Below are 18,034 nucleotides of genomic sequence, written 5' to 3'. Positions count from 1 at the left end.
GAAAAGGGGCCGGGCTTGGCGCCTCTTGCCCACCTTCGCCAAGCCTCGTCCCCCTCCGTTACCGTTATGGAATCATCCATGACAATACCGTCGATTGCAAGTAAACAATAATGCCAATCAAGATGATTAAGAATAAGCTATGTTTGACTGTGAAGCGGAATAAGTCGGATTCTTTGCCAGTCAAGCCAACGGCTGCACAGGCAACAGCGATCGACTGCGGCGAAATCATTTTCCCGACGACCCCGCCGGACGAGTTGGCTGCCAACGCCAGTACGGGTTCCATGCCAATCGATGTCGCCGTCACTTTTTGCAAGTTGCCGAACAATAAGTTCGACGACGTATCGGAACCGGTAATAAACACGCCTAGCCAACCTAAAAATGGTGAGAAGAAAGGAAAGAGCGGACCTGTTTTCGCCAGCGCCATCCCAAGTGTCGTACTCATGCCCGATGAGTTGGCAATATAGGCAAAGCCAACGACCGAAGCGATGGTGACAATCGGATATTTCAGCTCACTCAGCGTTTCCACAAACGTTTGCGCCCAGTCTTTCCACGAAATGTTAACAATAAACTTCGTCACAACCGCCGCCAGCAAAATAGCCGTTCCCGCTGCACCGAGCAACTCCAGCTTATACACAGCGGCAATTGGTTGGCCATTCGCATCTAAAATTTGGTTGTTCAAGCCCGGTACCGGCGGCGCAAATGTCAAATGCGAGCCGATGATGTTGACAAACTTCAGCAAGCTGTTTGTCCCTTCATAATGACCGGTAAGAGCCGCCTTCACTTGCGGAATGCCCCAAAGCGAGATCAACGCCGTCAGCACGAGAAACGGCGACCACGCCCGGAACACCTCTCCGCTGCTGTGCGTCGCACGAGCCACTTGGCCGGCGACCGCTACCTCCGATTCCGTCGCAAAGCGGAATGTGCTTCGCGGCTTCCAATATTTCAAAAAAACAGCCAACGCGACGATCGAAACGAGCGAAGACAAAATGTCCGGCAGCTCCGGCCCTAAAAAGTTTGACGATAAGTATTGCGTCAACGCAAACGAAACACCAGAAACGATAATCGCTGGCAACACCTCAATGGTTCTTTTCCATCCCGCCATAATCAGTACAAGGTAGAACGGAATGAACACCGATAAAAACGGGAGCTGTCGCCCAACCATTTTCGAAATTTCCATCGCCGGCACGCCGGTCGGCCCTTCCATCGAGATGATCGGAATCCCGACCGCCCCGAACGCGACCGGTGCCGTATTGGCAATCAAACAGATGCCCGCAGCGTAAAGCGGATTAAACCCTAACCCGGCAAGAAGTGCTGCCGAAATCGCTACCGGTGCACCAAACCCGGCTGCCCCTTCCAAAAATGCTCCAAACGAAAAAGCGATGAGCAACGCCTGCAGTCGTCGGTCTTCGGTAAGCGAAACGACGGAGTTACGAATAATGTCAAAATGGCCGGTTTTCACTGTCAGCTTATATAAAAAGACAGACGTAATGATGATCCAACCGATCGGCAACAATCCGTACACCGCGCCTTGCGTCACCGACATGACTGCCTTTCCAGCCGGCATTCTGTAAGCGATTACAGCCAGAACAACTGCAAGCAGCAACGTCGTCAGCCCTGCAACATGCCCTTTCATCCGTTTGACAGCCAACGCCCAAAAGAAATACAAAATCGGAATGAGTGCGACAATGGCCGACAACCATAACTGGTCAGCAATCGGTGTAAAATCTTGCTTCCACTGCATGCGGTTTTCCCCTCCCCTTTGCGACTGGCTTAACGACGTTTATCAATGATCGGCCTCTCATCTTTTTATTTCACTCTTCCAGTCATCAGATGACCAGATAAGAAACGTCGTCTGTCTCAAATTATAAAAGCGTTTTCTTTAAAAGACAATAGTTGTTTTTAAATTTTTTGAACTTTCTATTCGTTGTGCTCTTCTGCTAGCAACAAATAGCGCTTGTCTCTTACCATGATGCTATATCATAATAGACAGTGCAGAATATGTCTTCCCTACAATCGGGAATCTACTTTATCGTATTGAGGTGGATCCATTGATGTTTAAGCAGATTAAAACAAAAAAAATTTATGAAGAAGTGGCCGAAGCTATTTTCGACATGATTAAAAACGGCGTGCTAAAGCCTGGCGATAAACTCGATTCCGTCCAACAGCTGGCCGAACAGTTTCAAGTCGGACGGGCCGCCATTCGCGAGGCACTCACTGCTTTGAAAGCGATGGGGCTAATCGAACTCAAACAAGGAGAAGGAACGTACGTACGTGAGTTCGATCCGACAATGATGACGTTTCCGTTATCGATTGCCGTCTTAATGAACAAGGAAGATATTTGGCATTTGCTTGAAGTACGCAAGCTTCTTGAGGCAGGCGCCGCCTCGCTCGCTGCTACGAAGCGGACAGACCGTGATCTTAAAGCGATGATGGAAGCCCTTCGGCAAATGAAAGAAGGGATTGGCAGCGATGAGCTTGGCGAGAAAGCAGATTTCGCATTCCATATGGCCATTGCGGCCGCGTCACAAAATCCGATGCTCACAAGCATCATGAACAGCGTATCGGGCATGATCGTCGAAACGATGCGAGAAACGCGCCGCATTTGGCTGTTTTCGAAACAAACGACGACCGAAAAGCTACTTGCTGAACACCAAGCCATTTTCGAAGCCATTCGCGAACAAAATCCAGACGAAGCTCGGACGCGCATGCTTGAGCATTTGACTAATGTCGAAAACGTGTTGTATCGCTACATTCGCACTCAGCAGTCAAACTGAGTGCATTTTTTACAAAAAAGAACTACAAATCTGAAAAAATCATTTATAATAGACATATAGTCATCAGATGACCTGTTCACTCTGCTAGATAAAATAGGAGGGAGAGTAAGTGAAAGTATCGTTATTCGTCACATGCCTCATTGATCTTTTTTATACGAATGTCGGCAAGGCGACCGTCGAACTGCTTGAACGGCTCGGTTGTGAGATTGACTTTCCGGAGGCGCAAACGTGCTGTGGGCAGCCGGCGTATAACAGCGGCTATATCAAAGATGCAAAAGAAGCGATGAAACAAATGATGCGTGCGTTCGCCGATGCGGACTACGTCGTCACCCCGTCCGGTTCGTGTGCAGCAATGTTAAAAGAATATCCACACATCTTCCGTGGTGATCCGGAATGGGAAGAGGAAGCAAAGCGCCTAGCGGCGAAAACATACGAGCTGACGCAATTTCTCGTCAACGTGTTGAGAGTTGAAGATGTCGGTGCCTCACTTCCTGGGCGGGCGACATACCATACGTCTTGTCATATGACGCGGCTCCTTGGCGAAAAAGAAGCCCCACTCCGCCTGTTAGAACATGTCAAAGGACTTGAACTTGTTCCGCTGCCTAACGCTCATCAATGCTGTGGATTCGGCGGCACCTTTTCCGTTAAAATGGGTCCGATTTCTGAACAAATGGTTGATGAAAAAATCGAGCATATCGAAGAAGTGAAGGCCGACTACTTAATCGGCGCCGACTGCGGCTGTTTAATGAACATCGGGGGACGCATCGGACGGGTCGGCAAACCGATTCGCGTCATGCATATCGCCGAAGTATTAAATCATCGCAACTAAAAAAGGGGGGGAACGAAGATGCCAATGAAAATCGAAAACGGGCCGTTTTGGAAACGGGTCGAAGAAAATTTACAAAATGACTTTATGCGCGGGGCAGTCGCTGGCATGCAAGACCGCGGCTATGTGCGGCGGCTTGGCGTCATCGAAGAACTCGGCCATTGGGAGGAGTGGCGCTCGCTCGCTGAACAAATTCGAAAGCATACTCTCGAAAACTTGGACTATTATTTAATGCAGCTCAGTGAAAACGTTGCCAAACGGGGCGGGCATGTCTTTTTCGCCCAGACAGCCGAAGAGGCGAACGATTACATCCGACGCATCGCTTTGGAAAAACAAGCGAAAAAAATTGTCAAATCAAAATCGATGGTGACCGAAGAAATCAACTTAAACCCGGTGCTTGAAGCCATCGGCTGTGACGTCGTCGAAACAGATCTCGGTGAGTACATTTTACAAATTGACGACCATGACCCACCGTCACATATCGTCGGCCCGGCGCTTCATAAAAACAAAGAGCAAATTCGTGACGTCTTCCACCGCAAGCTCGGCTACAATAAGTCGTCCGATCCAGTTGAACTTGCGCGTCATGCTCGTGAAACGCTGCGGCGCGACTATTTAACCGCTGACATCGGCATCACCGGCTGCAACTTCGCCATCGCCGAATCGGGCTCGATCACGCTCGTCACAAACGAAGGCAACGCTGATTTGGTGACGTCTTTGCCCAAAACACAAATCACAGTGATGGGAATGGAGCGGATCGTTCCGACATTCAAGGAAATGGAAGTACTCGTCAGCATGTTGACGCGCAGCGCCGTCGGGCAAAAATTGACAAGCTACATCACTGTCCTCACCGGTCCACGCGAGCAAGGCGACGCCGACGGACCTGAAGAGTTCCATCTTGTCATCGTTGACAACGGACGCTCATCGATCTTAGGTACGGAGTTTCAGCCGGTGCTGCAATGCATCCGTTGCGCCGCCTGTGTCAACGTCTGTCCAGTATACCGCCATATTGGTGGCCATTCATACGGCTCGATTTACTCCGGCCCGATCGGCGCGGTCTTGTCACCACTTTTAGGGGGGTATGACGACTACAAAGAGCTTCCATACGCGTCCTCCCTTTGCGCCGCCTGTACGGAAGTGTGCCCGGTGAAAATTCCACTTCATGAACTGTTGATCAAACATCGCCAAATCATCGTCGAGAGGGAAGGAAAAGCGCCGGTCGCAGAAAAATTGGCAATGAAGGCGTTTCGCCTCGGAACCGCTTCACCGTCATTGTACCGTTTCGGCACGAAATTGGCGCCAAGCGCCTTCGCCCCGTTTGCTGAAGACGGGCGTATCACGAAAGGCCCCGGCCCGCTGAAAGCATGGACGGAAAGCCGCGTGTTTCCCGCACCGAACAACGAACGATTCCGTGACTGGTTCCGCAATCGTCAAAAAGGAGGAAATCCATCATGACGCGTGGTACGATTCAAAACCGTGACGCGTTTTTACAAAATATCGCCAAACGCCTTGGGAGAAGCCCGCGCCTGTCCGGCGTCTCCCAACCACAATGGGATTATGCGCCGCAATGGACAGTGTTCGCCGGCTATAGCCAGGACGACTTATTGTCAGCACTCCGTGAACAGTGCAAACTGATTCATACGGATTATATCGAGACGACAAGCAGCGAACTGGCCGGTGCACTCAAACAACAAGTGGCGGCCTATGGTGGCGGTCCAGTCATCGTTCCCGATGACCCGCGCTTTGCCGAGTACGGGCTATCCGCCTTGCTTCACGACGAATGGCCAGCCGAACAAACCGCCGTTCACGTTTGGAATTCGTCGCTTGGGCGCCAAAATATTGATGCGGCTGAACAGGCAAACGTCGGCATCGCTTTTAGCGAAATCACCCTCGCCGAATCGGGGACGGTCGTGTTGTTTTCCCGTAATGAGCAAGGACGGACCATTCACTTTTTGCCAAAGACGTATATCGCCATCGTTCCAAAAAGCTCTGTCGTGCCGCGCATGACGCAAGCTGCAGCCTACATTCACGAGCAAATCGAAAAAGGCGCCGTCGTTCCATCATGCATCAACTTCATCACCGGCCCGAGCAATTCAGCCGACATTGAAATGAACTTGGTCGTTGGCGTCCACGGGCCAATGAAAGCGGCGTATATCGTCGTCACCGACCGTTGACCAAAACGAAACGGTGCCCCTTTTGAATCGGGCACCGTTCTTTCCTTCAATATTGTCGGCTGACATCGACCACATTGTTAAGCGGTGTACCCGCTTCGATGCAACGAAGCGTGTCTAAAATGCTGCGGACAGCATCTTCGGTCGATGTAAGCGCCGCGATATGAGGCGTGATGAGGACGTTCGGATGCTCCCATAGCGGCGAATGCGGTGGCAGCGGCTCTTCTTCGAACACATCGAGCACAGCGAGACGGATATTTCGGTTCTCCAACGCGCCGACAAGCGCCGTTTCATCGACCGTCGCCCCACGCCCGACATTGATAAAGCCCGCATTGTGGAGACGGGAAAAAAACGTTTCGTCAAAGAGGTGATGTGTTTCCGCTGTTAGCGGAAGCGCGGCGATCACCCAATCCGCCACCGCCAGCGCTTCCTCGGCCTCCTCAGGACGATAAACGGCAGAGAACGGCGCTGACGCTTTCCCGCTTTGCGAGATACCAATGGGAGAAACGCCAAACAGCCGCAGCGTTTCGGCAATGCGCCGGCCGATTTCTCCCGTCCCGTAAATGACGATCCGCTGTTCACCGAGCCGCTTCGGTGCGATCGGCTTCCATTGCCGCTGCTCTTGATACCACGCATAAACGTCATGGCATTGAGCATCACGCAGCAAGTAGCTGAGGCAATATTCCGCGATCTGCTCCCCAAACGTGCCGATTGTCCTTGTCAACAGGACGTTTCGATTCCACTCGCGCCCCCATAAAAACGCATCGACCCCGGCGCCGAGTGAATGCACCCAACGTAAATTGGCCAGCGAAAACGGCCCGGCCGGCTGAAAGCCAATGTACGCATCCGCCCAGACAAAATCATCTGCTTTCAGCTCCTCCTCGGCCACAAAACGATACTCCTTATCCGGCCGCTTGTCCGGAAGAAGGGCAGCGAGTTCATCATAAAGCCGTCCTGTCACGAGAATGCGTCGGATGTCCATCGCTTCCCACCACCTCTTGCGCTACGAAGAAAACATGTTTGCTTAAATGAGCGTCCCCTCTTCACGCTCTGCCTTTTTATTCGCAATGTAACCGGCAGCCAAAACAAAAATCGTCACGCCGGCCGCAACAGCATAAACGAACGGACCGTGCGAAAGATGGAGAAGGTGAAGCACTCCTTCATCCTCCACCATCATCTTTCCGGCCGTCCATGCCAAAATGCCTGACCCAACGTAAGCAATCCACCGGTGTTTTTCCATCACCCGGACGATCGCTTTAGAACCAAAAATCATAATGGGGATGCTGATAGCTACCCCGAGCGCGAGCATGCCAATGTGCCCTTCAGCCGCCCCAGCGACAGCGACAACATTGTCTAGGCTCATCACCGCATCGGCGATAATAATGGTCATGATTGCTTTCAACAATCGATCTGACGCTTGGACATTCGCCTCCTCTTCCCGCTCCACGAGCACTTTATAGGCAATCCATACGAGCAGCACCCCGCCAATGAAGTGAACGAATGGGATGTTGAGCAAAAAGACAATGATGGCCGCAAACAAAATGCGCAGCAACACCGCCCCTGCCGTTCCCCAAATGATCGCCTTGTTCCGTTGGTCTTTCGGCAGCCGGCGCGTCGCCATTGCAATGACGACCGCATTATCCCCCGACAAAATAATATCAATCGCAATAATCTTCCATAACGCCAATAATGCCGCGGCAGAAATTGTCAATGGTCTGTCCACCCTTTCCCCTTTCTTTCTTTTTCATCTTACCGCAAATCGGTGAAAGGGACAACCGTACAATATGCCATGCTACGAGCGGGGGCAAGACATTGCAGCTTTTTTCGGTTCACCAACTTCGAGGAATAGGATGGCTTGGCCGATACATCCTCAAAAAAATGGCAACAGCTCCAGGGGTAGCTGTTTGCCAAGAAAGCGAGAAAAGTTGATTCAAAGTGACAAAGATATATGCACTGCCAGCCTTCTATCATTTTCACTGGCTTGGCGGTGCTAGACCATCAAATCAAACTTTTCGAACCGTAAAAAACTTACGCAGCAGCCACGGCCCTGGGGCAAATCCAAGTGTGAGCTGCCATGCTCCAACGCCGGCAAGTTGAAATTGCCGAGCCAACTTCATTTTCTGTCCCATGCTTCGAACATCTTCAAACCATACTTCGTGAACGTTTCCGAGTGCATCGGTATACCGGAAAAATGGGGATTCATCCGCCAATGAATACTGAATAGGGGATTGATAGCGCATGGCCGTAAGCAGTGCTTCCTGGTTGGAACGCGCTGTAGCGAGCATTCCAGGCTGATACGGGATGATCCAGTCATATCCGTACAGCGGGAGCCCTAGCAAAATTTTTTGGCGGGGGACACGCTCAACAGCAAACTGCAACGTCGCCCTCACCCCACCAATCGGTGCCACCGGGCCAGGCTCGCTTGCCGAATGGTGCCAATCGTATGCCATAATAAACATATAATCAACAACCGTGCCAATGCCGCCATAATCGTACCCCTTTAGCCATGGAATGTCTTCGCTTGTTTTCGCTGGAACAGCGATCGTTACGACGTATCCAGCCGGCTTGAGCCGATCGCGCAGCTGGCGCAGAAAACCAGTGAACAAATCGCGGTCTTCGCCACGAATTTGCTCAAAATCAATATTGACCCCACCATATCCTTTTCGCGACACTAAATAAAAAATGTTTTCAACGAGGTTCGCCCTAGCCTCTCGATTGTTCAACACTTGGCTGACAAGCGTTGGGCTGAACCCCTCCGGCGTTAAATTCGTGATGGCAACAAGCGGCGTCACCCGGTTTCGCCATGCTTCCTCAACAGCAGCCGCATCATTCAATTCATTCACTATATCGCCGCTTGGGGCAAAGTGATATTCAAAAAGGGTGATATACGATGAATACGGAGCAAAATCACGAATAATCGCCCTGTCGGCACTCGGTTCGCGAACGACGTAGTAGCCGAACGTCGTCGCCTGATACCATGAGATATCGGGAATGACGATTTTCATTCCTGGGCGCAGGGCATTTGGATTGACATTAGGATTGGCCGCACGCAATTGTTCAAGCGTGACAAACGACCGCCGGGCAATGGCTGTCAGCGTGTCCCCTGGTTGCACCGTATAGGTGTAAAGTGGGATGAGCAACGCCTGGCCAGGGACGATGTTCGGTTCCACCATCCCGTTGACAAGACGAAGATCTTCCAATGAATAACCGTACCGGCGGCCGATGGAAAACAGCGTATCCCCCGGCTGGACTGTATGAGTAAACATTTTGTATCGCCTCCATTATGACTAGATGCGAAAAATGGCTGACGATATTACTATATGCTCCAAACCGGAGGACGTATGTTGTCCTATGACTTGTTTTACACGCTCGCTCCGCCGGCCAAACGGTCTCTTATCGCCTGCTGCTTCAACCAAGCATCCACCGCTTCAATATCACGGGAAAACACGCGATCCGCCACAATGGAAGGAACAATGCGGCGCGCCTGATGGTAAAGCTGACTTGTTGACGGTGCCAGCTGATCAATGCCGCGCTCCTCTACCGCCTGTAAAGCGCAAATGAGCTCGATGGCCAATACTTTTCTCACATTCTGCACGATCAGATACGCATGACGGGCAGCAGTCGTTCCCATGCTGACATGGTCTTCTTGGTTGGCCGATGACGGGATGGAATCAACGCTTGCTGGATGGGCCAGCGTCTTGTTTTCTGATACGAGCGAAGCGGCAACGTACTGCATGATCATCGCCCCCGACTGTAGGCCTGGCTCTGGGCTTAAAAACGGCGGCAAGCCTTCGCTAAGCTGCGGATTGACAAGCCGCTCAATACGCCGCTCGCTCATATTGGCCAGTTCCGCCACCGCGATTTTTAACAAATCCATGGCGATCGCAACAGGTTGGCCGTGAAAATTGCCGCCCGAGAGCACGGCTCCGTCCGCAAAAATAAGCGGATTGTCCGTAGCAGCGTTCATTTCGATTTCAAGTGTTTCCTTTACATAGCGAAGCGCTCTGAGCGATGCTCCATGCACTTGCGGAATGCAACGGATCGAGTACGCATCTTGCACGCGCCGCTCTCCTTGCCTTGTGATAAGCTGACTGCCATCTAGATAGCGACGCAGCCGCTCGGCCACCTCCGCCTGCTCTAAAAATCCACGGGCTTCGTGGATGCGGGCATCAAACGCATCGATCACGCCATAAAGCGCCTCGATTGTTAACGCGGCGATCCACTCGCTGTCGTAAGCAAGCTGTTCCGCCTCAAGATAAGCGATCACCCCCATAGCTGTCATCGCCTGCGTACCGTTAATAAGCGCCAACCCCTCCTTCTCTTTCAGAGAGAGCGGAGGAATTCCCGCTTGCGAAAGCGCTTGGATGGCAGGCATCCGCTGCCCTTGGTACATCACCTCCCCTTCACCGACAAGCGCCAACGCCAAATGGGCAAGCGGCGCTAAATCGCCGCTGGCGCCGAGGGAACCTTGCTGCGGAACAATCGGATGGATACCGGAATTAAGAAACGCGAGCAGCCGCTCAATCACCACCGGCCTTATGCCGGAATATCCCTTTAATAAAGCATTCGCCCGTAAAAGAAGCATCGCCCGCACCACTTCCTCGGCAAACGGCTCACCAACTGCGCAAGCGTGCGATCGGAGAAGATTGATTTGCAACTGCTCAAGATCACTTCCATCAATGCGCACATCGGCAAGTTTGCCAAAGCCGGTATTCACGCCATAAATCGTCCTGCCGCTCGCAATCGCCTGTTCCACAGCTGCTCGACTTTTCCGAACCGCTTCCATGCTCTCCAAAGCAGCTGCCACCGGTTCTCTATCATAAATGACGCGTCTTGCCTCGGCAATCGTTAATGAATGCCCAGTCAACACAATCATGAACCCATCTCCCTTCGTTCATATCAAAAAACAAAAAGGAGGCGCCCCGCCGTTTCAGGCAGTATTCGCCTCCTCATGACTCATCGCTCTAGGCTGATCCTACTCTATCTCATTGTCCGAGCCGCCGCACGTCTCCCTTTCCTGCAATCCTATATATGATTGATTCCGAGCCCGACCGCTTCGTGCTCAAGCCCGCGCACCGGAGCGCCGATCGTCCCGTACAATGCGACGGCGATCCATTCCCCTTCTTTTGGCTGTTCATACGGTGTTCCTCGCACAACAGCGAAACGAAGGCCAGCCGTTCTCAACAAATCTCCTAACTCAACCTGCCCCCTCGTCACGCCGTGCACCGCCTCTAAAATGGCATGATACAAAGCATGCATGTCGCGGTATAAACTGCCGTCAACCACTTCATGACGTTTCGCCGCCGTTTCGATCGCTGCGACGATTTTTTGCGGCTCCATCGCCCCAACGCGTCCTTGGCAATAGCGCCAGTTGCTCGCCCGAAGCTCGTCGAGAATTGCTCCTTCCTCTCCTTCGTCAAGCATCGCCAGCAAAAGCGCCTGACGACCAATGCGCACCGATTTTTCTTTCCCCATTTGGTTGCTGCCCCTAATTTCCTCTTTTTTTCTATTGTATGACGGCAAGGAAAACCGAGTCAACGCTTTTTCCAAATTTTAACACATTAACTTATTATCATAATAAAGGTCCATCAACATAACATGTGCGTCACAAGTGAGACTATTTTCTAGAGATTAGGAGTATGCCAACGCTCGATTGATTTTTCCTTACAGATGAAGAAGAACGTTTAATTGAAACAGTCAAACATCGTTTTGGTAAAAATCCACAACAACACATAATTTACATTTTATTGAATATGTGATATCATTAAAATATCAAATTAATATGAGTTGAGGGGGACAATCATGAGGGAACAGAAATCATGGTATATCAATGGTTTTATCGGCATCGGTGGCATCGTTTTGCTTCTCATTGTCGGGTTTTTCTTCCTCGTTCAAGAGCTGTTTTTGCCCGCCATTTTGTTTTTCATCATTGCTGTTTTGCTCGCCACCGGCATCACAATCGTCCATCCCAATCAAGCGAAAGTGCTCACCTTTTTCGGCCGCTATTTTGGCACAATTCGCGACAGCGGGTTGTTTCTCACCGTACCGCTCACAGTCCGGAAAAACGTGTCGCTGCGCGTGCGCAACTTCACCAGCAGCAAACTGAAAGTCAACGACATCCAAGGCAATCCGATCGAAATCGCCGCCGTCGTTGTCTTCCGCGTCATTGACTCAGCCAAAGCAGTGTTTGATGTGGACGATTATGAACAGTTCGTCGAAATTCAAAGCGAAGCGGCCATCCGCCATGTCGCCACGAAATATCCGTACGATACGTTTGAGGACGATAACGAAGTCACGTTGCGCGGCAACGCGGATGTCATTTCTGATGTGCTTGCTGCGGAACTGCAAGAACGTCTGCGCGTTGCTGGGGTCGAAGTGGTTGAAGCACGCCTCACCCACTTAGCCTACTCCCCAGAAATTGCGGGCGCTATGCTCCAACGCCAGCAAGCAGCTGCCATTTTGGCAGCGAGGAAAAAAATCGTCCAGGGAGCCGTCTCCATGGCGCAAATGGCGATTGAACAGCTTGACAAAGAAAACATTTTAGAGTTAGATGATGAACGAAAGGCAGCGATGGTGAATAACTTAATGGTGGCGATCGTCTCCGAACGCGCCACCCAGCCGGTGATCAACACGGGCAGCCTATATTAACGGTTGTGGAGTGCGATGACAAAGAAAAAACAATTTCCTTTACGCATTGACCATGATTTATATGCTGTGTTGGAGCAATGGGCGCAAGACGAGTTTCGTAGTGTCAACAGTCATATCGAGTTTTTGCTGCGGGAAGCAGCAAAGCGAGCAGGACGGCTCGGGAAAAAGAAAACGGATCAACAAAGAAGCTAGCCAACGCCGGCTGGCTTCTTTTGTTTTTCAGTCATGGTCATTTTTTACATAAATATAATGATAGCAGAGCCTTTTTTGAAAGGGAGGGACGAACCGATGCCGCCATTTCGCGCTGAAACAAACGTATTGCTGTCACATCTTCCCGTCTACGCCGCAACTACGGCCGCACCTCCCCATTTTTGCCGTACTGTTCCGCCAGCTATCCATCGCACTAGCCGTTACAAACGATCATCACCGCCGATCATTTCTCCTTCATATGGAGATACCACACAAAGACATAAACAGATATGTGCAAGACGAGAGCAACAAATAGGTGGATTCCACTTTGCGACATTTGCTCGAACGGCTGCGGCTTCATCACGGCAAAAAGCAATCACATCGTTGTCATTAAGGGCAATGGCCCCAATCTCGCCAACTGCAGTCCGGCTCATCTCGAAAGGAGAAAACCAATGGTGGGCAAACAACAACCTTGAACAGTTAACGCGCCTGCTCATCCGCACTCGGAGTGAAACGCTTGTGCCAAAGACAGCTACCATTACGAACGTTTATTGATCGTCACGCTTTACTTTCATCAGCTTAGCCGCCTTTGGTGCAACGCGGAAGGAGGATAAGCATGGAAAGCTACTATGCCGTGCTCGATGCCATGGCCGCTGCGCCGGGCGATGGTGTATTCGCCATCATTATTGACGTCGAAGGTTCAGCCTATCAAAAGGAAGGCACATGGATGTGGATCGAAGCGGATGGAAAGACAACTGGCTTATTAAGCGGAGGCTGCTTTGAGGAAGCGGTGGCCGCGCACGCCCTCGACGTGCTGTCAAACCGTCAGGCGACGTCCATATCGTTTGACTTGCGCGCCGAAGATGATTGGTCTTGGGGACAAGGGGCTGGTTGCAACGGCCTTGTCCGCATTTGGCTTGAACCGGTGACAAGCAACACCAAACCTGATTGGCTGGCATTGAAACGCTGCCTTGACCGCGGTGAACATGTGTTTATGGCTCGAAGCATTACCGATCCGAGGGAGCAGCCGTTTTTCCAAAGCGAAACGGGGGAGCGCTTCGGCGGCTATTCTTCGCCGCCGAGGCCGGAATGGCTGAAAGAGTTGCATGGCACACCGTTTTTCCGTGGCCGGAACGGTGTGTATGAAACGGAAGAGGACACGTTTTTCATTCAGCATTTTTGGCCAAAACCGCGTCTTACGATTTTCGGCGCCGGTCCCGACGCTCCGCCACTCGTCTCGGCAGCTAAAGCCGCTGGGTTTTCCGTCACGGTCAGCGACTGGCGCCCGGCGTTTTGTCAACCGTCGCACGTGCCGGACGCGGACGCTTGGGTCGTCGGCTTTCCGCATGAAACCATTCCGAAACTTCACCTTACCGAGCGCGACTTTGTCGTTATTATGACTCACCAGTTTGAGCGCGACCGGGAACTTATGAGATGGTTAGCCGACATACCGCTCGCCTACCTCGGCGTGCTTGGACCGCGGCGGCGCACAGACCGACTCTTTCCTTCTGGAACGGCCCCGCCGTTTGTCCGTTCACCAATTGGACTGCCAATTGGAGCGCGCAGCCCGCATGAAATTGCTATAAGCATCACCGCCGAACTAATTAACGTGCTGCGCGGAGGGCCGATGGAGACTGCACGATGAGTGAACTCACGATTGCAGGCATTTACTTGGCCGCTGGGCAGAGTCGGCGGATGGGAACGGATAAACGCGCCTTGCCTTGGGGGGATGGGACGCTTGGGACGGCCGGTCTCAAGGCAGCGCTTCATTCCTGCCTCTCACCTATCATCGTTGTCGTTCCACCAACCGATGCGCTCGTTTGGCTTCCTGACGCGCTGCTAAACCACGACAAATGCCGTCTTGTCCGTTGCGCCGCCTGCCACCGGGGGCAGGCACACTCGCTTGCCTGCGGCTTACAAGAGACGATTGTTGTAGGGGCGGACGCTGCCGCAGTATTATTGGCGGATCAGCCGTTTGTCACGACAGAAACGATCGATGCTCTTGCCCGTTTTTATCGCCAGCACCATCCTGATTACGCCGCCTTTTCCCGCTTCGGCACCCCCATGCCTCCAGTCATCTGGGGAAAACAGATGTTTCCTGCCTTATTGGCACTTAGGGGAGATGCTGGCGGGCGCAGGCTGTTTTGTGAGCCCCATTGGCGCGGTCTCTTATACGAAGGCGACGAGTCAATCGGCATGGACATCGACACAAAAGAGGACTATGAGCGTGCTGTCATCTATCGAGAAGTAAAGGAGGGACATTCTCGTGGCCGTCGGTAAAAGCATCATCCGCAAAGAAGCATGGGATAAGGTGACCGGCCGAGCGAAATATACGAACGATTTCAAAGAACAAGGAATGCTTCATGCCAAGCTCGTCACCAGTCCGTACGCTCATGCGCGCATCATCTCCATCGAAACGCACGAAGCGCTTGCCGCTCCCGGCGTTCGCGCCGTCCTGACCGGCAAAGGATTGCCGCTCACAGGCGAAGACATGCGCGACCGCCCGCCGATCGCTGCCGATAAAGTGCGATACTACGGAGAAGTTGTCGCCGTTGTGGTCGCCGATACACTCGTGCAGGCCGAACAGGCGGCCCGCCTCATCCGCGTCGTTTATGAGCCGTTGCCAGCAGTCGGCTCGCCGCGCGAAGCACTGAAAGAAGGCGCTCCCTTGCTTCACGAAGAGCTCGACCGTTATGAAAGAAATAAGACGACCTACCCTGAGCCAGGGACAAACATCGCCCATCGGACCAAAATCCGCAAAGGCGACATTAAACAAGGGTTTGCCGAAAGCGACGTCATCATCGAAACGAGTGTATCATTCGCCCCGTCCGACCACGTGGCAATGGAAACGCGTTGCGCCACAGCAGAAATTTGGCCGGACGGCTCGATCCATATCTCTGCCTCCTCGCAGTCACCATTTATGATCAAGAGGCTCATTCATACGTATTTTGGCGAAGAAGCCGGCAAAATCGTCGTTCATACGCCGCTTGTCGGCGGTGCCTACGGCGGCAAGGCGCCCGTGCAGCTTGAACTGCTCGCCTACCTCGCCACAAAAGCGGTCGGCGGCCGGAAAGTGAGCGTCTGGAACAACCGCGAATGTGACATGGTCACCTCGCCTGTCCATATCGGCTTAGAAGCAACGGTCAAAATCGGCGCGACAAAAGACGGTGTTTTCAAAGCGATGGAAATTGTCTTTTTGTTTGACGGAGGTGCTTACTCCGACAAAGCGATCGACGTCAGCCGTGCCGCAGCTGTCGATTGTACTGGCCCATACCACGTCGAACATGTCTGGTGCGACTCACTTTGTGTCTATACGAACCGGCCGTATGCAACACCGTTCCGCAGTTTCGGCCATTGTGAGCAGTCGTTTGCCGTTGAACGAGCCATCGACGAATTGGCAAAAGTTCTTCAGCTTGACCCATGGGACGTGCGACGCAAAAACGCCATCCGCCCGGGGCATACGACCCCGACACAAGTACGGCTCACAAAAAGCAATGTAGGGGATATGCCCGCTTGCCTCGATCGACTACGGGAGTTGATGCGCTGGGATGAATGGCAGCGCATCGAGCTTGACGCCTATACCGTACGAGCAAAAGGCATCAGCGGTGGTTGGAAAACGTCAACGATCGACACGGACTCAAGCTCCGGCGTCATTTTAACATTCAATTCCGACGGCAGCGTCAACGTCATCTCCGGCGTCGTCGAAATCGGCACAGGCACGAAAACAGTGCTCGCGCAAATCGTGGCCGAGCGGCTAAAAATGAATGTGGACGACGTTCATGTCAAAATGGACATCGATACACAAACGACACCAGAACATTGGAAAACGGTCGCTAGCCGTGGGACATTTATGGCCGGGCGTGCAGCCTTAGCCGCCGCCGATGATGCCATTCGCCAGCTGAAAGAGATCGCCGCCTGCGTACTGCGGGTTACTCCTGACGATTTAGAAGTTGGCTTCGGACGTGTCTTTTTACGCGATGATCCGGCCATTTTCATTCCAGTGAAAGACATTGCCTACGGCTACAAGTTTCCGAACGGCAACGCCATCGGCGGACAAGTGATCGGGCGCGGCCATTATATTTTACGCCGCTTGACTCCGCTTGACCCGGAAACCGGCGCCGGAAAACCGGGACCGGAGTGGGGCGTATGCGCTGAAGGGGTCGAAGTGGAGTTCAACCGTCGCGACTACACGTACCGCATTGTGAAAGCGTACGCGGTCATCGATGCCGGCAAAGTGCTCAACCCGAAAGCGGCACTCGGTCAAGCGATGGGAGCGATGAGCATGGGTCTGAGCTTTGCCAGCCGAGAAGGATTTCTTTTTGATGAAGCGCAGCGTGTCTTAAATCCGCAGCTGCGCACGTACCGGCCGATCCACTTCGGAGAACATCCCACATACATCGTGGAGTTTATCGAGACCCCACAAATCGACGCTCCGTACGGTGCGCGCGGCATCGGTGAACATGGCTTGCTCGGCATGCCCGCTGCTTTGGCAAACGCCTTATCGCTTGCTGCTGGTGTGCCGCTAAACGAACTGCCGCTTGTTCCCGAACTCATTTGGCGGAAACAGAAAGGAGACAGCTATGGTTCCCTTTGAATTTGCCTACTATCGTCCACAGTCGATCGCTGAAGCGGTGGCGATGTTTATAGAACTGGAACAAAAAGGGAAACGACCACTATATTATGGCGGGGGCACGGAAATCATCACCCTATCCCGCCTCGGTCTCGTTTCTACCGCCGCCGTCATTGACATGAAAGCCATTCCTGAATGCCGTGTGCTTGACGCCGACAGCGATCCTCTCGTGCTCGGGGCGGCGCTGTCGCTCACCGAACTCGTGGAAGCGAACCCGTTTCCTTTGTTGACCAAAGCAGCGAAAGAAGTCGCTGACCGGACGGCGCGCAACCAAATTACGCTCGGCGGCAACCTATGCGGGCAAATTTTTTACCGCGAAACAGCGCTCGCGCTGCTCGTCGCTGAGGCAGACATCGTCATCGCTGGCCCAAACGGCGTCCGTCAGTCCCGTATCAATGACTTGTTTCATCAACATCTGCAGCTAAGTCGCGGCGAATTTGTCGTTCAAATAAAAGTGCGCCGCTTCGCTGTGGAACTTCCTCACTTTCACCACAAGCGCCGCAAGCAAGGTGAAATCGGCTATCCGCTTGTCACCATTGCGGCGCTAAAAAAAGACGAAACCATTCACGCTGCCTTTAGCGGCGTCTGTCCGTTCCCGTTCCGTTCGGCTAAAGTTGAGGCTCATCTAAATGACCGAAGACGCCCCGCGACAGAACGGATTCAGGCGGCAGTCAACGCCTTCCCACGCCCGATTTTGCATGATATTGAAGGCTCAGCAGACTATCGACTGTTTGTTGCCGCTCAGCTACTTGAAGACGCACTTCGCGAGTTAGGGGAAACCATCTAGACGGGAGGTCAA

General features: G+C 52.6%; 17 protein-coding genes. 10 read left to right on the top strand and 7 right to left on the bottom strand.

Annotated elements, in window-relative coordinates; genetic code table 11:
* Positions 1–64 precede the first annotated feature (64 nt).
* Positions 65–1,741 carry a lactate permease LctP family transporter gene (locus NSQ22_RS02325; RefSeq protein WP_008881222.1) on the bottom strand — a complete coding sequence of 559 codons (1,677 nt, stop codon included), beginning with the start codon at positions 1,739–1,741 and terminating at the stop codon, positions 65–67.
* A gap of 307 nt (positions 1,742–2,048) precedes the next feature.
* Between NSQ22_RS02325 and NSQ22_RS02320 the strand changes: the two genes are divergently transcribed.
* The 4 genes from NSQ22_RS02320 (at position 2,049) to NSQ22_RS02305 (ending at position 5,771) form a co-directional block, all read left to right on the top strand.
* The gene (locus tag NSQ22_RS02320; RefSeq protein ID WP_029761484.1) at positions 2,049–2,774 is read left to right on the top strand and encodes a FadR/GntR family transcriptional regulator; all 726 of its coding nucleotides are present in this window, start codon (positions 2,049–2,051) and stop codon (positions 2,772–2,774) included.
* 109 nt (positions 2,775–2,883) lie between these two features.
* Entirely contained in the window at positions 2,884–3,603 is a 720-nt protein-coding gene (locus tag NSQ22_RS02315; protein ID WP_008881224.1) for a (Fe-S)-binding protein, read from the top strand.
* Positions 3,604–3,621: 18 nt separating this feature from the next.
* The gene (locus tag NSQ22_RS02310; RefSeq protein ID WP_008881225.1) at positions 3,622–5,052 is read left to right on the top strand and encodes a LutB/LldF family L-lactate oxidation iron-sulfur protein; all 1,431 of its coding nucleotides are present in this window, start codon (positions 3,622–3,624) and stop codon (positions 5,050–5,052) included.
* On the top strand, positions 5,049–5,771 hold the full coding sequence (locus NSQ22_RS02305) for a lactate utilization protein C (protein WP_008881226.1): 723 nt from the start codon (positions 5,049–5,051) through the stop codon (positions 5,769–5,771). The genes NSQ22_RS02310 and NSQ22_RS02305 overlap by 4 nt, the downstream gene beginning before the upstream one ends.
* A 46-nt stretch (positions 5,772–5,817) precedes the next feature.
* Here NSQ22_RS02305 and NSQ22_RS02300 read toward each other — a convergent pair whose 3' ends face one another.
* The 5 genes from NSQ22_RS02300 to hutP all read right to left on the bottom strand — a co-directional run bounded on the left by NSQ22_RS02300 (position 5,818) and on the right by hutP (position 11,243).
* Complete coding sequence (locus tag NSQ22_RS02300) at positions 5,818–6,750, bottom strand: D-2-hydroxyacid dehydrogenase (RefSeq protein ID WP_008881227.1); 933 nt, start codon at positions 6,748–6,750, stop codon at positions 5,818–5,820.
* Between the two features lie 42 nt (positions 6,751–6,792).
* Positions 6,793–7,479: a TerC family protein gene (locus NSQ22_RS02295; protein WP_008881228.1), complete on the bottom strand. Its 687-nt coding sequence runs from the start codon at positions 7,477–7,479 to the stop codon at positions 6,793–6,795.
* Between the two features lie 292 nt (positions 7,480–7,771).
* Positions 7,772–9,034: a glycoside hydrolase family 18 protein gene (locus NSQ22_RS02290; protein WP_008881229.1), complete on the bottom strand. Its 1,263-nt coding sequence runs from the start codon at positions 9,032–9,034 to the stop codon at positions 7,772–7,774.
* Positions 9,035–9,129: 95 nt separating this feature from the next.
* On the bottom strand, positions 9,130–10,644 hold the full coding sequence (gene hutH / locus NSQ22_RS02285) for a histidine ammonia-lyase (protein ID WP_008881230.1): 1,515 nt from the start codon (positions 10,642–10,644) through the stop codon (positions 9,130–9,132).
* 149 nt (positions 10,645–10,793) lie between these two features.
* Positions 10,794–11,243, bottom strand: a complete 450-nt coding sequence (gene hutP / locus NSQ22_RS02280; protein WP_008881231.1) for a hut operon transcriptional regulator HutP — start codon at positions 11,241–11,243, stop codon at positions 10,794–10,796.
* A gap of 327 nt (positions 11,244–11,570) precedes the next feature.
* Between hutP and NSQ22_RS02275 the strand changes: the two genes are divergently transcribed.
* Positions 11,571–12,416, top strand: coding sequence for an SPFH domain-containing protein (locus NSQ22_RS02275; protein WP_081157241.1), 846 nt, complete (start codon positions 11,571–11,573; stop codon positions 12,414–12,416).
* A gap of 15 nt (positions 12,417–12,431) precedes the next feature.
* Positions 12,432–12,608, top strand: a complete 177-nt coding sequence (locus NSQ22_RS02270; RefSeq protein ID WP_008881233.1) for a hypothetical protein — start codon at positions 12,432–12,434, stop codon at positions 12,606–12,608.
* A gap of 218 nt (positions 12,609–12,826) precedes the next feature.
* Here NSQ22_RS02270 and NSQ22_RS02265 read toward each other — a convergent pair whose 3' ends face one another.
* The gene (locus NSQ22_RS02265; protein ID WP_190300606.1) at positions 12,827–13,039 is read right to left on the bottom strand and encodes a hypothetical protein; all 213 of its coding nucleotides are present in this window, start codon (positions 13,037–13,039) and stop codon (positions 12,827–12,829) included.
* A 182-nt stretch (positions 13,040–13,221) separates the two neighbouring features.
* Between NSQ22_RS02265 and NSQ22_RS02260 the strand changes: the two genes are divergently transcribed.
* From NSQ22_RS02260 to NSQ22_RS02245, 4 genes are read left to right on the top strand one after another with little or no spacing between them, the layout of a single operon-like run.
* Positions 13,222–14,250, top strand: coding sequence for an XdhC/CoxI family protein (locus NSQ22_RS02260; RefSeq protein WP_008881234.1), 1,029 nt, complete (start codon positions 13,222–13,224; stop codon positions 14,248–14,250).
* Positions 14,247–14,885, top strand: a complete 639-nt coding sequence (pucB, locus tag NSQ22_RS02255) for a xanthine dehydrogenase accessory protein PucB (protein ID WP_011886741.1) — start codon at positions 14,247–14,249, stop codon at positions 14,883–14,885. The genes NSQ22_RS02260 and pucB overlap by 4 nt, the downstream gene beginning before the upstream one ends.
* Complete coding sequence (locus tag NSQ22_RS02250; RefSeq protein WP_008881236.1) at positions 14,872–17,199, top strand: xanthine dehydrogenase family protein molybdopterin-binding subunit; 2,328 nt, start codon at positions 14,872–14,874, stop codon at positions 17,197–17,199. The genes pucB and NSQ22_RS02250 overlap by 14 nt, the downstream gene beginning before the upstream one ends.
* Positions 17,186–18,022: an FAD binding domain-containing protein gene (locus NSQ22_RS02245; RefSeq protein WP_008881237.1), complete on the top strand. Its 837-nt coding sequence runs from the start codon at positions 17,186–17,188 to the stop codon at positions 18,020–18,022. The genes NSQ22_RS02250 and NSQ22_RS02245 overlap by 14 nt, the downstream gene beginning before the upstream one ends.
* Positions 18,023–18,034 lie beyond the last annotated feature (12 nt).

Source organism: Geobacillus sp. FSL K6-3411 (assembly GCF_037965715.1).
Taxonomy (GTDB): Bacteria; Bacillota; Bacilli; order Bacillales; family Anoxybacillaceae; genus Geobacillus; species Geobacillus thermodenitrificans.
This window is presented reverse-complemented; position numbering and strand designations above follow the sequence as displayed.

Excerpts from the sequence above, each read along its gene's own strand:
- NSQ22_RS02325 (WP_008881222.1), bottom strand. The coding sequence starts at position 1,741 with ATGCAGTGGAAGCAAGATTTTACACCGATTGCTGACCAGTTATGGTTG.
- NSQ22_RS02310 (WP_008881225.1), top strand. The coding sequence starts at position 3,622 with ATGCCAATGAAAATCGAAAACGGGCCGTTTTGGAAACGGGTCGAAGAA.
- NSQ22_RS02305 (WP_008881226.1), top strand. The coding sequence starts at position 5,049 with ATGACGCGTGGTACGATTCAAAACCGTGACGCGTTTTTACAAAATATC.
- NSQ22_RS02300 (WP_008881227.1), bottom strand. The coding sequence starts at position 6,750 with ATGGACATCCGACGCATTCTCGTGACAGGACGGCTTTATGATGAACTC.
- NSQ22_RS02290 (WP_008881229.1), bottom strand. The coding sequence starts at position 9,034 with ATGTTTACTCATACAGTCCAGCCGGGGGATACGCTGTTTTCCATCGGC.
- hutH (WP_008881230.1), bottom strand. The coding sequence starts at position 10,644 with ATGATTGTGTTGACTGGGCATTCATTAACGATTGCCGAGGCAAGACGC.
- hutP (WP_008881231.1), bottom strand. The coding sequence starts at position 11,243 with ATGGGGAAAGAAAAATCGGTGCGCATTGGTCGTCAGGCGCTTTTGCTG.
- NSQ22_RS02275 (WP_081157241.1), top strand. The coding sequence starts at position 11,571 with ATGAGGGAACAGAAATCATGGTATATCAATGGTTTTATCGGCATCGGT.
- NSQ22_RS02270 (WP_008881233.1), top strand. The coding sequence starts at position 12,432 with ATGACAAAGAAAAAACAATTTCCTTTACGCATTGACCATGATTTATAT.
- NSQ22_RS02265 (WP_190300606.1), bottom strand. The coding sequence starts at position 13,039 with ATGAGCCGGACTGCAGTTGGCGAGATTGGGGCCATTGCCCTTAATGAC.
- NSQ22_RS02260 (WP_008881234.1), top strand. The coding sequence starts at position 13,222 with ATGGAAAGCTACTATGCCGTGCTCGATGCCATGGCCGCTGCGCCGGGC.
- pucB (WP_011886741.1), top strand. The coding sequence starts at position 14,247 with ATGAGTGAACTCACGATTGCAGGCATTTACTTGGCCGCTGGGCAGAGT.
- NSQ22_RS02245 (WP_008881237.1), top strand. The coding sequence starts at position 17,186 with ATGGTTCCCTTTGAATTTGCCTACTATCGTCCACAGTCGATCGCTGAA.